Source organism: Mycobacterium sp. SMC-2, from assembly GCF_025263485.1.
Taxonomy (GTDB): Bacteria; Actinomycetota; Actinomycetes; order Mycobacteriales; family Mycobacteriaceae; genus Mycobacterium.
Genome location: NZ_CP079863.1, coordinates 929469 through 943166, shown reverse-complemented (window position 1 = coordinate 943166; position 13698 = coordinate 929469). Strand labels below are relative to the sequence as shown.

At 67.8% G+C, this 13698-nt stretch carries 15 protein-coding genes; 4 read left to right on the top strand and 11 right to left on the bottom strand.

The features are described from left to right. The first annotated feature begins 26 nt into the window (after positions 1–26). The gene (locus tag KXD96_RS04505) at positions 27–920 is read left to right on the top strand and encodes an alpha/beta hydrolase (protein ID WP_260743185.1); all 894 of its coding nucleotides are present in this window, start codon (positions 27–29) and stop codon (positions 918–920) included. 57 nt (positions 921–977) lie between these two features. Here KXD96_RS04505 and KXD96_RS04500 read toward each other — a convergent pair whose 3' ends face one another. Continuing rightward, positions 978–1601: a TetR/AcrR family transcriptional regulator gene (locus KXD96_RS04500; RefSeq protein ID WP_260743183.1), complete on the bottom strand. Its 624-nt coding sequence runs from the start codon at positions 1599–1601 to the stop codon at positions 978–980. A 143-nt stretch (positions 1602–1744) separates the two neighbouring features. On the opposite strand from KXD96_RS04500, the gene KXD96_RS04495 reads away from it, so the two are divergent. Then, on the top strand, positions 1745–1870 hold the full coding sequence (locus KXD96_RS04495; protein ID WP_260743181.1) for a hypothetical protein: 126 nt from the start codon (positions 1745–1747) through the stop codon (positions 1868–1870). A gap of 2 nt (positions 1871–1872) precedes the next feature. Here KXD96_RS04495 and KXD96_RS04490 read toward each other — a convergent pair whose 3' ends face one another. From KXD96_RS04490 to KXD96_RS04475, 4 genes are all read right to left on the bottom strand, one after another. Beyond that, entirely contained in the window at positions 1873–3300 is a 1428-nt protein-coding gene (locus KXD96_RS04490) for an NAD(P)(+) transhydrogenase (Re/Si-specific) subunit beta (protein ID WP_260743179.1), read from the bottom strand. Further along, a complete protein-coding gene (locus tag KXD96_RS04485; RefSeq protein WP_260743178.1) occupies positions 3297–3623 on the bottom strand; it encodes an NAD(P) transhydrogenase subunit alpha in 327 nt (108 codons plus the stop codon). Before KXD96_RS04485 ends, KXD96_RS04490 begins: the two co-directional genes overlap by 4 nt. Continuing rightward, entirely contained in the window at positions 3624–4715 is a 1092-nt protein-coding gene (locus tag KXD96_RS04480) for a Re/Si-specific NAD(P)(+) transhydrogenase subunit alpha (protein ID WP_260743176.1), read from the bottom strand. A gap of 187 nt (positions 4716–4902) precedes the next feature. Next, positions 4903–5364: a nuclear transport factor 2 family protein gene (locus KXD96_RS04475; RefSeq protein ID WP_260743173.1), complete on the bottom strand. Its 462-nt coding sequence runs from the start codon at positions 5362–5364 to the stop codon at positions 4903–4905. Between the two features lie 45 nt (positions 5365–5409). Here KXD96_RS04475 and KXD96_RS04470 point away from each other — a divergent pair, with 45 nt between their 5' ends. After that, positions 5410–6630 carry an acyl-CoA dehydrogenase family protein gene (locus KXD96_RS04470; RefSeq protein ID WP_260745210.1) on the top strand — a complete coding sequence of 407 codons (1221 nt, stop codon included), beginning with the start codon at positions 5410–5412 and terminating at the stop codon, positions 6628–6630. Beyond that, a complete protein-coding gene (locus KXD96_RS04465) occupies positions 6623–7444 on the top strand; it encodes a tyrosine-protein phosphatase (RefSeq protein WP_260743171.1) in 822 nt (273 codons plus the stop codon). The genes KXD96_RS04470 and KXD96_RS04465 overlap by 8 nt, the downstream gene beginning before the upstream one ends. Positions 7445–7467: 23 nt before the next feature. On the opposite strand, the gene KXD96_RS04460 is transcribed toward KXD96_RS04465, so the two are convergent. The 6 genes from KXD96_RS04460 to KXD96_RS04435 form a co-directional block, all read right to left on the bottom strand. Next, complete coding sequence (locus tag KXD96_RS04460) at positions 7468–8328, bottom strand: SDR family oxidoreductase (RefSeq protein ID WP_260743170.1); 861 nt, start codon at positions 8326–8328, stop codon at positions 7468–7470. A 54-nt stretch (positions 8329–8382) separates the two neighbouring features. Continuing rightward, entirely contained in the window at positions 8383–9816 is a 1434-nt protein-coding gene (locus KXD96_RS04455) for an aldehyde dehydrogenase family protein (RefSeq protein WP_260743168.1), read from the bottom strand. Between the two features lie 149 nt (positions 9817–9965). Further along, positions 9966–10898 (bottom strand): class I SAM-dependent methyltransferase, encoded by a 933-nt coding sequence (locus tag KXD96_RS04450; protein WP_260745209.1) that lies wholly within the window; start codon positions 10896–10898, stop codon positions 9966–9968. A gap of 39 nt (positions 10899–10937) precedes the next feature. Then, entirely contained in the window at positions 10938–11879 is a 942-nt protein-coding gene (locus KXD96_RS04445; RefSeq protein WP_260743166.1) for a class I SAM-dependent methyltransferase, read from the bottom strand. Between the two features lie 67 nt (positions 11880–11946). After that, the gene (locus KXD96_RS04440) at positions 11947–12582 is read right to left on the bottom strand and encodes a TetR/AcrR family transcriptional regulator (RefSeq protein WP_260743164.1); all 636 of its coding nucleotides are present in this window, start codon (positions 12580–12582) and stop codon (positions 11947–11949) included. Between the two features lie 2 nt (positions 12583–12584). After that, positions 12585–13568, bottom strand: coding sequence for a pirin family protein (locus KXD96_RS04435; protein WP_260743163.1), 984 nt, complete (start codon positions 13566–13568; stop codon positions 12585–12587). Between the last annotated feature and the right edge of the window lie 130 nt (positions 13569–13698).

Genomic DNA, 13698 nt, shown 5'->3' with positions numbered 1-13698 from the left:
CTCCCCCGGGGCAGAATGACTGGCTGATGACACAACGTGAAGACGTCCTGTTCCCGTCCGGTGGCGATCTGATCAGCGCCTGGCTCTACCGGCCGCAGGGCGGCGAACCCGCGCCGCTGTTGGTGATGGCGCACGGCCTGGGCGCGGTGCGCAGCATGCGGCTGGACGCCTACGCCGAGCGATTCAGCGCGGCCGGTTACGCCTGTCTGGTGTTCGACTACCGCAACTTCGGCGACAGCGAGGGCCGGCCCCGCCAGGTGCTCGATGTCGGTTTGCAGCTTGCCGACTGGGCCGCGGCGGTCGCCTATGGCCGGACGCTGCCCGGCATCGATCACGATCGAATTGCGCTGTGGGGCACCTCTTTCGCCGGTGGGCATGTGATCGCCACGGCGGCCCGGCTGCCGGGGATCGCCGCCGCAGTGGTCCAGTGCCCGTTCACCGACGGCATCGCGTCGGCGCGCACGATCAGCAATCCGTTGACCTTCGCGCGGGTGGGCCTCCTGGCGGCACGTGACCTGGTGGCCGCCCGGCTGCACAAACCTCCGGTCATGGTGCCGACAGTGGGACGACCGGGAGAGGTGGCGTTGATGAGCACACCCGACGCGTATCCGGGCTACCTGCGACTCGTGCCCGAAGGCGTGGAGCCGCCGAACGAGGTGGCGGCGCGCATCGGGTTGAAGATCATGACCTACCGTCCCGGCCGCGCAACCGCGAAGATCGCCTGCCCGATCCTGTTCTGCGTGTGCGAAGCGGACTCGGTGGCCCCAGCGGCACCGACGCTGCGCTACGCCGCCAAGGCTCCGCGCGGTGAGGTAAAGCTCTATCCCGAGGGCCATTTCGCGATCTACGTCGACGAGGCGTTCGACCGTGTCGTCGCCGACCAGCGCGCCTTCCTCGGCAAGCACCTGAAGGGCGCCTAGGGCGATCGCGAGCGCGGCGTAGCCGGGCGAAGGGGGTCGCCCCCATCAGGACTGGGGCTAGGGCCCGAGCGGAGAACTCGTGCGAATCGCTTCGTCACGGATCAGCCCGCGCAGCAGCGCGGTGCTGAACTCGGCCGCGATCTCCTTGGCGCTGCGACGTCCACTCGGCCGCAACCATCGGTAAGCGCCCAGCGTCATGCCGATGTATCCGAGCGCCAGCACGTGCGAGTCGCACTGGTAGAACTCGCCGCTGGCGATCCCCCGGTCGATGAGGCCGTGGACATGCTCGTAGACCTGGGTTTCCTTCTCCCGGACCGCGGCGACCTGCTCTTCGGTGAACCACTCGGTGATGTAGGGCGCCTCCTGAAAGTAGACGGCGGCCCGCTCCGGATTGGCCGCGATGCCCGTGAGCAGCCGGACCGTGTACTGGTAGAGCGCCTCGCGGGCCGTCCAGGACGGATCGTCGTGGACGGCGGCCAAGGTGCCCTCGGCGGCTTGCTGGTAAATGTCGTAGAGGATCAGGGACTTGCTGGCGTAGTAGTGGTAGACCGTCGCCTTGTTCAGTCCGATCACGTCGGCGACGTCATCCATCCGGGTGCCGTGGTAGCCGCGGGCGGCGAACAGCTTGGTGGCGACAGCCAGCAACTCTTCGCGCCGCGTTGGTCCGCTCTCGGATGCCATCTGTACTCGCTATCGTCACTGCCGGGCAAGGCCGGTTATCAATCAACTGGTTGGACAGTTTAGGCAAAGGCCAGGTGTCGCCCCGACACGGATGGGACTAGACTCGCTGCCAAAGCTCAAGTCGCGACTGGAGGGGTGGCCTCATGGATCCGAGCCCGGACTACGACGCTAGCGACGAGATCGAGTTCTTCTTCCGCTACGTCCCGTGGGGCCTGCGCGGCGTCGTCGACGGCAACGGCTACCCGCCGCCCGACTACCCGCCCGTTTAGCCCTACAGCGCCTTCAGTTCCTCGGCGACCTCGGTCACCGACTTCTTCGCGTCCCCGAACAACATCGTCGTGCCGTCGGCGTAGAACAGCGGGTTGTCGATGCCCGCGAACCCGGAGTTCATCGACCGCTTGAGCACGATCACCGACTTTGCCTTGTCCACGTTGAGGATGGGCATGCCGTAGATCGGACTGGACTGTTCGTTGCGCGCCGCCGGGTTGGTGACGTCGTTGGCGCCGATGACGATCGCGACGTCGGTGCGGGCGAACTCGTCGTTGATGTCGTCCATGTCCTTCATGGCGTCGTAGTCGACCTCGGCCTCGGCCAGCAGCACGTTCATGTGCCCGGGCATGCGGCCCGCGACCGGATGGATCGCGTACTTCACCGGCACGCCCTTCTCTTCGAGCAGGCTGGCCATGTCCTTGACTGCGTGCTGCGCCTGCGCGACCGCCAGCCCATAGCCGGGGACCACGATGACCTGGTTGGCGTATGCCATCTGGATCGCGGCGTCGGCGGCCGAGGTCGCCTTGACGTGCTTGTCGCCGCCGGCCCCGCCGGCGCCCGGAGCCACGCCCCCGCCACCGAAGCCACCCGCGACGATCGCCGGTATGGAGCGGTTCATCGCCTTGGCCATCAGGTTGGTCAGGATCGAGCCGGAGGCGCCCACGATCATGCCGGCCACGATCATCGCGGTGTTGTTGAGCGCCAGGCCGGCCGCCGCGGCCGACAGCCCGGTCATCGCGTTGAGCAGCGAGATGACCACCGGCATGTCGGCGCCGCCGATCGGCAGCACCACCATCAGGCCGAGCACACCGGCGGCGGCCAGCAGGCCGACCATCCACCACAGGGACGCCCCACCGGTGCCCGGGTGCGCGCGCAGGCCGATGACCACCGCCGCCGCCACCGCGCCGACAAACAGCAGCAGGTTGATCGGCTGCTGGGCCTTGCCGAAGCCGATCGGTGCCCCGGAGATGATCTCCTGCAGCTTGCCGAACGCGATGATCGAGCCCCAGAACGAGATCGACCCGATGATGGCGGCGAACAGTGACGCCACCACGATGTGCACCGTCGGCGACTCCCCGTGCTGGAACGCCGAAAACCCGGTGGTCTCAATGAATTCCGACAGGGCGATGAGCGCGACCGTGCCGCCGCCCACGCCATTGAAGAACGCCACCAACTGCGGCATCGCCGTCATCTTGGTCAGCCGCGCCGGCGGCACACCGAGCACGACACCCACGACCAGGCCGGCGATGATGAGCACCCACGACTCGGTGTGCCGGATTTTGATCAGCGTCGCGCCGACCGCGATCGCCATGCCCACCGCGGCGATCAGGTTGCCCCGCACAGCGGTCTTGGGCCCGGTCAGACCCATCAGGCCATAGATGAAGAGGGCGAACGAAATGATGTAGAGGACGGTGACCAGGTAGTTCATTCCGCCGCCGGCGCTTCCGTCTTCGCGGGCACTCTCTTCTTGCCCTTGAACATGCCGAGCATCCGATCGGTGACGATGAAGCCGCCGATGACGTTCAGCGTGCCGAACACCACGGCGACGAACAAGATGATCTGCACCGCCAGCGAGGGGTGCTCCACCTCGCCGAAGACCACCAACGCGCCCAGCACCACGATGCCGTGAATGGCGTTGGTGCCCGACATCAGCGGCGTGTGCAGCGTGTTGGGCACCTTGGAAATGACCGCAAACCCGACGAACCCGGACAGGACCAGGATCGCCAGATTGGCCAGAAGTTCGTCGTACATCTAAGAGTCCTTCCCGCGGGTCACACAGGCGGCCGCGACGACCTCGTCGTCGAAGTCGGGGGCCAGCTTGCCGTCGGTGATCAACAGGTCCAGTAGCGCCGTGATGTTCTTGCTGTAGAGCTCGCTGGCGTGCTCGGGCATCGTTGCCGGCAGGTTCAGCGGCGAGGCGATGGTGACGTCGTGCTTGACGACCGTCTGCCCGGGCTCGGTCAGTTCGCAGTTGCCCCCGGTCTCCCCCGCCAGGTCCACCACCACGCTGCCGGGCTTCATCGACTCCACCGCGGCGGCGGTCACCAGGCGCGGCGCCGGCCGTCCCGGGACCAGCGCGGTGGTGATCACCACGTCGAACCCGGCGATCGCCTTCTCCAGGGACTTCTGCTGCTGGGCGCGTTCTTCGTCGGTGAGCTCGCGGGCGTACCCGCCCTCACCGGCGGCGTCGATGCCGATGTCCAGCCACTGCGCCCCGACCGAACGGACCTGGTCGGCCACCTCCGGGCGGACGTCGTAGCCGGAGGTGCGCGCGCCCAGCCGTTTGGCCGTTGCCAGCGCCTGCAGGCCGGCCACCCCGACGCCGAGCACCAGCAAGCTCGCCGGCTTCACGGTGCCGGCAGCCGTCGTCAGCATGGGAAAGAACCGGGTCGACAACGACGCGGCCAGCAGCACGGCCTTGTAGCCGGCGACGTTGGCCTGCGACGACAGCGCGTCCATCACCTGGGCTCGCGAGATGCGCGGAATGGCCTCGAGGGCGAACGCCTGCACACCGGCTTCGGTGAGTGCGCCGATCGAGTTGTCGGCGTTGCGGGGCGCCAGGAAGCCGATCAGTGTCTGCCCGCGGCGCAACCTGCCGACCTCCTCTTTGGTCGGCGGCGCCACCTTGACAACGATGTCGGCGGTCCAGGCATCCCCGATGCTGGCGCCGGCCTCGGTGTACAGCTGGTCGGGAAGCAACGCCCCTTCGCCCGCACCCGACTCGACCACCACCGCCACACCGCTGCCGATCAGCGACGCTACTGCCTTGGGTACCAGGGCGACCCGCCGTTCGCCGGCCCCGGACTCGGCGACCACCCCTACAGTCGTCTGCGCATCTGTCATGGCGCGTACATCTGCTTTCCCGCACTTTCCTGCCGTTTGGATGTGCCGCTGGCTGGCCGCACGCTTCGCTACCTTAACGCCTGCCCGGTTTGGCCCCGGACGTGCGATCGACCGCGACGGGATACCCCCCAGCGGCCGGTCGACTCCCGTCGATGGTTCGTGCCCCACGCGGGGTTGTGGCCGCCGGCTACCAGAGCGGGATCTCCAGGCCGTGCTCGGATGTCGGCCGGGGCCCGAAGTAGCGGCGCTCCGACTCGTCGATCCGCACGTCGTTGATGCTGGCCTCGCGGCGCGCCATCAATCCCGACGGGTCGAACTCCCAGAGTTCGTTGCCGTAGCTGCGGTACCACTGGCCGGCGGCGTCGTGGCACTCGTATTGAAACCGCACGGCGATGCGGTTGTCGTGGAAGTCCCACAAGCTCTTTCGCAACGCGTAGTCGAGCTCGCGCTGCCACTTGCGGGTCAGAAACGCCACGATCGCGTCGCGGCCGACGACGCGTTCGTCGCGGTTTCGCCACTGCGAGTAGGGCGTGTACGCCAGGCTGACCTGGTGCGGGTCGCGGGTGTTCCAGGCGTCCTCGGCCGCCTGCACCTTCTGCAGCGCCGTCTCGTAGGTGAACGGGGGGAACGGGGGGCGGGACTCGCTCATGCCCTTTGTCTACCGCGAAGATATCGTGACGGCATGGACTTCGCGATGTCGGCCAAAGCCAGCGACTATCACAAGCGACTGTCCGACTTCATGACCGAGTACGTCTTCCCGGCCGAAGCCGAATACGACAAATACCGCGAAGAAGCCGGCCCAAGCGACCACACCGTCCCGCCCATCATCGAGGAACTGAAGACCAAGGCCAAAGAGCGCGGCCTGTGGAACCTGTTCCTGCCCGCGGAGTCGGGACTGACCAACCTCGAGTACGCCCCGCTGGCCGAGATCACCGGCTGGAGCCTGGAGATCGCGCCCGAAGCGCTCAACTGCGCGGCGCCCGACACCGGCAACATGGAAACCCTGCACCTGTTCGCCACCGAGGACCAGCGCAAGCAGTGGCTGGAGCCGTTGCTGAACGGCGAGATCCGCAGCGCGTTCTCCATGACCGAGCCGGCGGTCGCCAGCAGCGACGCGCGCAACATCGAGACCTCGATCGTGCGCGACGGTGGCGACTATGTGATCAACGGGCGCAAGTGGTGGACGTCCGGGGCGTCGGACCCGCGGTGCAAGATCCTGATCGTGATGGGCCGCACCAATCCCGAGGCGGCCAGCCATCAGCAACAGTCGATGGTGCTGGTGCCCATCGACACCCCGGGCGTGACCGTTGTCCGCTCGACGACCGTCTTCGGTTACCAGGACCAGCCCGGGCACTGCGAGATCATCTACGACAACGTCCGGGTGCCGGTCACCAACCTGCTGGGCGAAGAGGGCGGCGGCTTCGCGATCGCCCAGGCCCGGCTGGGTCCGGGCCGCATCCACCACTGCATGCGCGCGCTCGGCGGCGCCGAACGCGCGCTGGCCCTCATGGTGGACCGGGCCACCAACCGGGTGGCGTTCGGCCGCCCGCTGGCCGAGCAGGGCGTGGTGCGGGAGGCAATCGCCAAGTCGCGCAACGAGATCGACCAGGCCCGGCTGTTGTGCCACAAGGCGGCGTGGACGGTCGACCAGCACGGCAACAAGGCCGCCCACACGCTGGTCTCCCAAATCAAGGCGGTGGCGCCGCAGGTGGCCTGCAACGTGATCGACCGCGCGATCCAGGTGCACGGCGCCGCCGGGGTCAGCGAGGACACCGTGCTGGCCCGGTCGTACGGCTGGCATCGGGCGATGCGGCTCTTCGACGGACCCGACGAGGTCCACATGCGAACCATCGCGCGGGCCGAACTCGGCCGGGAGAAGTCTCCGCTCGCCGCGGCGGTCACCTCGCATGGCTGAGGCTGTCCTGCGGGAATTGCCCGGCGCGTGGAACTTTCGCGATGTCGCCGACGGCGCGGGCGCGCTGCGGCCGGGCCGGCTGTTCCGGTCCAGCGAGCTGAGCCGCCTGGATGAGGGCGGCCGGGCAACGCTGATGGAGCTGGGCATCACCGACGTCGCCGACCTGCGCGCCGCCCGGGAGGTCGCCCGCCGCGGGCCCGGACGGGTTCCCGACGGCGTCGACGTTCACCTGCTGCCGTTCCCGGACCTCGCCGACGACGCCGGTGAAGGCGACGACGCCCCCCATGAACACGCCTTCCGGCAACTGATGACCAACGGCGACCCGGACGAGTCCATCAGTGAAACCGCCGCCCGCTACATGGTCGACGAGTACCGCCAATTCCCCACCCGCAACGGCGCCCAGCGCGCGGTGCACCGCGTCGTCAAGCTGCTGGCCGCCGGGCGCCCGGTGCTCACGCACTGTTTCGCGGGCAAGGACCGCACCGGCTTCGTGGTGGCGACGGTGCTGGAGTCCGTCGGCATCGATCGCGACACCATCGTCGCCGATTACCTGCGCAGCAACGACGCCGTCGGGGAGTTGCGGGCCCGGATCTCCGAGATGATCGAGCAGCGCTCGGAAATCGAACTGACGCCGGAGGTGCGGACCTTCACCGAGGCCCGGCTGTCCGACGGTGTCCTCGGCGTCCGGCCGGAGTACCTGGCCGCCGCGCGCCAGACGATCGACGAGCGATTCGGCTCGCTGGACGCCTATTTGAGCGACGCGGGAATCACCGAGGCCGACGTGGACCGACTACGCCGGGCGCTGCTCGCCTGACTCGAACCACGCGGGCCCGGCCCCTACAGCTTGAAGTTGGCCTGCTTGGCCGCGGAGAGGTCGTCGATCTCCGACCAGTGCGCGGCGACGTCCTCCACTGACGGCGGCTTGTCGAAGTTGGCGCCCTCGTTCTGGAACAGCGCCACCCGTTGCACCTTGCCCCCGCCGACGACGAAAACCGAAGCGGTGTTGGGGTTTTCCTCGGTGCACAGGTAGGCCACCACCGGCGCGACGTACTCGGGCGTCAGCTTCTCGAGCACCTCCTTGGGCAGGATGTCCTCGGTCATCCGGGTGGCCGCGATCGGCGCGACGGCGTTGGCGTGAATGTTGTACTTCGCGCCCTCCTGCGCCAGCGTGTTGATCATGCCGACCAGGCCGAGCTTGGCCGCGCCGTAGTTGGTCTGGCCGAAGTTGCCGAACAGGCCGCTGGTGGAGGTGGCGACGACCACCCGGCCGTAGCTCTGCTCCCGGAAATGCGGCCAGGCGGCCCGCAGCACGTTGTACCCGCCGTACAGGTGCACCTTGAGGACGGCGTCCCAGTTCTCGAAGGTCATCTTGTGGAAGGTGCCGTCGCGCAGGATCCCGGCGTTGCTCACCACACCGTGCACGGCTCCGAACTCGTCGAGGGCCGTCTTGATGATGTTCGCGCCACCATCGGGGTCGGCGACGCTGTCGTAGTTGGCGACCGCCCGGCCACCCGCCTCCTTGATCTCGTTCACGACGTGGTCGGCCATGTTGTGGCCGGCGCCGGTACCGTCGCGGGACCCACCGAGGTCATTGACGACGACGCTGGCCCCCTCCCGGGCCAGGGTCAGGGCGTATTCGCGGCCCAGTCCCCCGCCGGCTCCAGTGACGACGATGACGCGATCCTGCACTCCGGGCATCAGGTTCCTCTCTAGGGTGAAAAATACGTTCTGGCAAGCGATTTGGAGCGGTGGTCAGAACATCCGGCGGGCCATCTTGAAGGCGCGCTCGGTGTAGGGCGGGTAGATGAAGCTGGACAGGTCGGGCCGGGTCGGCTTGGTCAGCACCGACTTGCGGTGGCTGAACTCCTCGAAGCCGTAGCGGCCGTGATAGGCGCCCATGCCCGACGCGCCGACCCCGCCGAACGGCAGCTTGGCCGTCGACACCTGGAAGGCCAGGTGATTGACCAGCATGCCGCCGGCCGGCACCTCCTTGATCACCCGCTCGCGGGTCTCGCGCGTCTTGGTGAACAGGTAGGCGGACAACGGCTTGGGCCGCGAATTGATGAAACGTATTGCGTCGTCTAGGGATTGAACGGTGATCACCGGCAGCACCGGTCCGAAGATCTCGTTCTGCATCAGCGGTCCGTCCGGGTCGGGGTCGACCACGACCGCCGGTTGGATGCGCAGGCTCGACGGGTCACATTTGCCACCGACGACGACCTTGCCGTCCTCACCGGAGAGGTAGCCGCTGATCCGGTCGAACTGACGCCGGTTGACGATCCGCATTCCGTTGGGCTTGTCCGACGTGAACTTCGTGATGGCGGCGCCGATCTTGCTCACCAACTCATCGCGAATCTTGGCGTCGGCCAACACATAGTCGGGGGCGACGCAGGTCTGCCCGGCGTTCAGCAGCTTCATCCAGGCGATCCGCTTGGCCGCGACGTCCACGTCGGCGTCCGCCGCCACGATCACCGGGCTCTTGCCACCGAGCTCCAGCGTGCACGGGGTGAGATGCGGGGCGGCGCCTTCGTAGACCTTGCGACCGATCTCGGTGCCGCCGGTGAACAGCACGCGGTCCAGGCCCTGCGCGATGAGCTCCTGGCTGACCGAACCGTCGCCCTCGACGACGGCGATCGCGTCGCTGTCGAGGTATTTGGGCACCAGCTCGGCCATCAAGTGTGCGGACGCCGGGGCGATCTCCGAGGGCTTGAGGATGACGGCGTTACCCGCCGCGATCGCACCGACCGCCGGGCCCAGCGTCAGGTAGAACGGGTAATTCCACGCGCCGATGATCAGCACGGTGCCGTAGGGCTCGTATTCGATCCAGCCGCGGCCGGGCAACTGCGGCATCTCGAGCAGCTGGTACTTGCGGCGCGTCCACCGGCGCACCCGCTTGGCCGCGTACTTCGCTTCGCCGGCCGTGGTTGCGATATCGGCGATGAACGCCTCGAACGGGCTGCGGTCCAGGTCTTCGGCGAGGGCGGCCGCGATGGCCGCCTCGTTCTCTTCCATCAGCTTCGCCAGCTGCAGCAACTGCCGTCTGCGCCACTCGATGTCGCGGGTGCGCCCGGTGGCGAAGGTCTTGCGCAGCCGGGCCACCGTGGCCGGAACGTCGACCGGCTGAGACTGCCCGGAGCTGGAGCCATTGGCGGCGGAGGTCTTGGGTGTAACCGATTCGGTGGTCATCGTCGTCCTTCCCTGCTTCGGTCATCCCCGAGGCGCCCGCTGCTCGTCGCACGAGCGCTCATGGGTGATAACCGCGATCCTAACCATCCGGTTGGGAGAGCAGTGAGGAGATGCTGTGCCGGGCCGTCAGGCTTTGGGTGCCGTCACGATTACAGCCGCTCGGCGATGACGAAGTCGGAGAAGGCGTCCTTGTCGTCGGCCTGCACGACGTTCTCGTTCCAACGACCCAGCCGGCGCATCTCGTCCGTCGAACCCTGCGCTCGAGCGCGCCACCCGTGGTTGTTGAGCCAGTCCGTGACGTTCGCGCGGTGTTCGTCGCGGTACATCAGCTCCCCGACGTCGATGTGCTCTTCCATGCCGAGTTCGTCGGCGACCTTCCTGAATCGCTCGCGCATCTGCTGCCGGCGCTCTTCGGCGTGCGCGGAGGCGGTTTCCGCGGACACCCGGCTTCCGGCCGGGCTCAGCTCGCCGATCTGGGTGAACAACCGGTCCTGCGCCTCGGCCGGCAGGTACATCAGCAGGCCCTCGGCCAGCCACGCGGTCCGCGACGTCGGGTCGAAGCCCGCCTCGCGCAACGCGGCCGGCCAGTCCTGCCGCAGGTCGATGGCGACCGCGCGGCGGTCGGCCGACGGCGTGACGCCGCTTTCCGCCAACGTCGCGGACTTGTACTCCAGCACCTGCGGCTGGTCGATCTCGTACACCACGGTGCCGGCCGGCCAGTCGAGGCGGTACGCGCGCGAATCCAGGCCCGACGCCAGGATCACCACCTGCCGGATTCCGGCGGCGACGGCGTCTTTGAAGTAGGTGTCGAAGAAGTGCGTGCGCACCGCCTGATAGCCGCGCATGTGCTCGAGCTGCGCCGCGGATTCGGCGTCGATGGCCTGGATCCTGGCCGCGACGTCGGGGTCGAGCATGTGCTCCCACAAGACGCCGGCACCGGCGTTGGTGACCAGCAGCTTGGCGTACGGGTCCCGGATGAGGGCGTCGGGCCGTTCGGTTTCGGCGGCCCGGGCGGCGGCGACCATCACCGCGGTACTGCCGACACTGGTCTTGATGTCCCAGGTGTCGTCGTGGGTGCGCAGTGAACTCATCGTGTTGCTCCTTGAGGTCCTCGAGCGGAATCAGGCGGTCTGCTCGCCGAGACGCGCGCGCAGCAACACGCTGCGCACCGCGTCTTCGGCCAGGTCTTCGGGTACCGGGCGGCCCAGCCGGGCCATTTCTTCGCGGTTGTCCACGGTCTGCACCCGCCAGCCGTGATCGGTCAGCCATTGGGCCGCGTCCGAACGGTCCGGCTCGTGATAGGTCAGCGCCTGGACATTGACGTCCAGGCCCAGCCGCTCCCGCATCCGCAGCCAGCGCTGCGAATTGCTCCGCGAGTTCATGCCGAACGCCTCGATGGCAACCTGGCTTCCCGGAGCGCTGAGGGCGGTGACCATCTCGAAGAGACGGTCTTGGGCGTCGCTGGGCAGGTACGGAAGCAGGCCCTCGGCCAGCCAGGCGGTCGGCCGGGTGCGGTCGAATCCGGCCGAGGCCAACGCCGCGGGCCAGTCGTCGCGCAGGTCGACCGGGACCGGGCGGCGGCTCGCGGTGGGGGCGGCGCCATGCTGCTGCAGGATGCCGGTCTTGTACTCCAGCACCTTGGGCTGGTCGATCTCGTAGACCGCGGTGCCGTCCGGCCAGTTCAGGCGGTAGGCCCTGGAGTCCAGCCCGGCGGCCAGGATGACCACCTGCCGAATTCCGGCCTGCACGGCGTTGTCGAAGTACTCGTCGAAGAAGTGCGTGCGCACGGCCTGGTAGTCGATGCCGATGCGATGCGCGCGGCGTCCATGCTCGTCGCCGTCGAGCCAGGTCAATTCGGGATCGGTGAGCCGCGCCCACGCGGGGCCGGCCGACGAGACCAGGATGCGCGCGAACTCGTCGCGGATCAGCGGCTCGTTCCCGGCGGTTTCCGCCGCGCGGGACGCCGCGACGCCCAACGCGGTGGCACCGACGAGTTCGGTGATGGCCCAGCTGTCGCCGGCAGATCTCAAAGAAGGCGGTAACGACTCGTCCAGATCAGTCATGACCAGACCATGTTACCGAGATAAGTTAGTTAGCCTATACGCTTTGTGCGCAACTTCACTGCCGGGGCTAGGCCTCCGGTGGCCACAGCCCCCCTTCCATCAACTTCCGCAGCATTCCGGTCACCGCCAGCATCTGCTGGTAGTTCTCCACCCAGCCCGCGTACAGGCCGACGCCGCACATGATCACGACCAGCGACTCGACCAATGCCGACGCGTCGATGTCGGCGACGACCTCGCCGCGCTCGATCGCGTCCCGGACGACGCGACCCAGAAATTCCCGGACGATCCGCACGGAGTCATTTTCGGTCTTGTTCCATTCCGGGTGCCGCTGCGACTCGAGTACCCCGGAAATTATCAGCGCCGACCCGGACGGATTCTCGGAATTCGCGCGCACCGCCGCGGAGATGAATGCGGTCAGCCGCGCCACCAGTGTGGTCTCCCGCTCGGCCTTTTCGATCCCGGTCCCGATGATGGCTTCGTTCGTTTGGTCCAACACCTCCCGATACAGGACCCGTTTGCTGGAGAAGTAATGGTTGATCGCCGGCCGGGTCAGATCGGCGCGGGCCGCTATGGCCTGGAACGTCGCCCCGTCGTACCCGCGCTCGCTGAACACCAGGCGAGCGGCCTGCATGATCCGTTGACGGGTCTCGTCGGCCTTGGCGGCAGGGGGGCGCCCTGGCCTGCGACTAACCCGTGAAGACATCGTTAAAGTGTGCCACCGCCACGGTGAGGCATTAGCGCGTTTGGCGGAATGCTGCCGAACTTCCCGGCCTGGTAGTCCTGTACCGCCCCGACCAATTCCGCACGTGAGTTCATCACGAAAGGCCCGTAGTGGAATACCGGCTCGCGGATGGGTTGGCCGCCCAGCAGCAGCACGTCCGTCGCGGTCACGCGCGACGATTCCTGCGCCCTGTTTGCCCCCACGGTGATCCGGTCTCCGGGGCCGAGCACCGCCAGTTGCCCCCCGCGCATCGGATGAGCGACCGGACCGACGTATCCGCTGCCGGACAACACGTAGACGAGCGCGTTGAAATCGCGGGGCCACGGAAGGTTGAGCCGCGCGCCGTTCTCGATGGTGGCGTGCGCGAGGGTGATCGGCGTGTGGGTGACGCCGGGCCCGCGGTGACCGTCGACCTCGCCCGCGATGATGCGGACCAGCGCCCCGCCGTCGTCGGAGGCGATCAACTTCGCGTCGCCACCTTCGATGGCCTGGTACCGGGGCGGCGCGAACTTGTCCCGCTTCGGCAGGTTCACCCACAGCTGGATGCCATGAAAGAGGCCGCCGCTGTCGACCAGTTCCGTGGGTGGCGTCTCGATGTGCAGGATGCCCGAACCAGCGGTCATCCACTGCGTCGCGCCGTCGGTGATCAACCCGCCGCCCCCGTGGGAGTCCTGGTGGGCGAACTTGCCGTCGATCATGTAGGTGACCGTCTCGAACCCGCGGTGCGGGTGCCAGTCGGTGCCCCTCGGCTCGCCCGGCTGGTATTCGACCTCACCCATCTGGTCCATGTGCACGAACGGGTCCAGGGCCGCAGCGCTGACCCGGGCGAAGGCGCGGACGACGGGAAAACCCTCTCCCTCGTAGCCGCGCGGCCCGGTGGTGATCGACCGGACCAGACGCTCGGTGTCGGTGGGGGCGGCGGCCCCGACGCGCGGCAATGTCAGCGTGTTCGCGGTGATGGCGGGCATGTTACCTCCGAGGGATCAGAACATCGCGTATAACCGGACCGCAGTCCAGTTATTCCCCGGTGCGTTGTCGCGGCGCTGCATAAGATGACCTGATGCTTGGGGGACCGGAGCCGCGGCCGCGGGTAAAGCC

Bases quoted from the DNA above. Each gene is read 5' to 3' on its own strand.
- KXD96_RS04505 (WP_260743185.1), top strand. From the start codon at position 27: ATGACACAACGTGAAGACGTCCTGTTCCCGTCCGGTGGCGATCTGATC.
- KXD96_RS04500 (WP_260743183.1), bottom strand. From the start codon at position 1,601: ATGGCATCCGAGAGCGGACCAACGCGGCGCGAAGAGTTGCTGGCTGTC.
- KXD96_RS04495 (WP_260743181.1), top strand. From the start codon at position 1,745: ATGGATCCGAGCCCGGACTACGACGCTAGCGACGAGATCGAGTTCTTC.
- KXD96_RS04490 (WP_260743179.1), bottom strand. From the start codon at position 3,300: ATGAACTACCTGGTCACCGTCCTCTACATCATTTCGTTCGCCCTCTTC.
- KXD96_RS04485 (WP_260743178.1), bottom strand. From the start codon at position 3,623: ATGTACGACGAACTTCTGGCCAATCTGGCGATCCTGGTCCTGTCCGGG.
- KXD96_RS04480 (WP_260743176.1), bottom strand. From the start codon at position 4,715: ATGACAGATGCGCAGACGACTGTAGGGGTGGTCGCCGAGTCCGGGGCC.
- KXD96_RS04475 (WP_260743173.1), bottom strand. From the start codon at position 5,364: ATGAGCGAGTCCCGCCCCCCGTTCCCCCCGTTCACCTACGAGACGGCG.
- KXD96_RS04470 (WP_260745210.1), top strand. From the start codon at position 5,410: ATGTCGGCCAAAGCCAGCGACTATCACAAGCGACTGTCCGACTTCATG.
- KXD96_RS04465 (WP_260743171.1), top strand. From the start codon at position 6,623: ATGGCTGAGGCTGTCCTGCGGGAATTGCCCGGCGCGTGGAACTTTCGC.
- KXD96_RS04460 (WP_260743170.1), bottom strand. From the start codon at position 8,328: ATGCCCGGAGTGCAGGATCGCGTCATCGTCGTCACTGGAGCCGGCGGG.
- KXD96_RS04455 (WP_260743168.1), bottom strand. From the start codon at position 9,816: ATGACCACCGAATCGGTTACACCCAAGACCTCCGCCGCCAATGGCTCC.
- KXD96_RS04445 (WP_260743166.1), bottom strand. From the start codon at position 11,879: ATGACTGATCTGGACGAGTCGTTACCGCCTTCTTTGAGATCTGCCGGC.
- KXD96_RS04440 (WP_260743164.1), bottom strand. From the start codon at position 12,582: ATGTCTTCACGGGTTAGTCGCAGGCCAGGGCGCCCCCCTGCCGCCAAG.
- KXD96_RS04435 (WP_260743163.1), bottom strand. From the start codon at position 13,568: ATGCCCGCCATCACCGCGAACACGCTGACATTGCCGCGCGTCGGGGCC.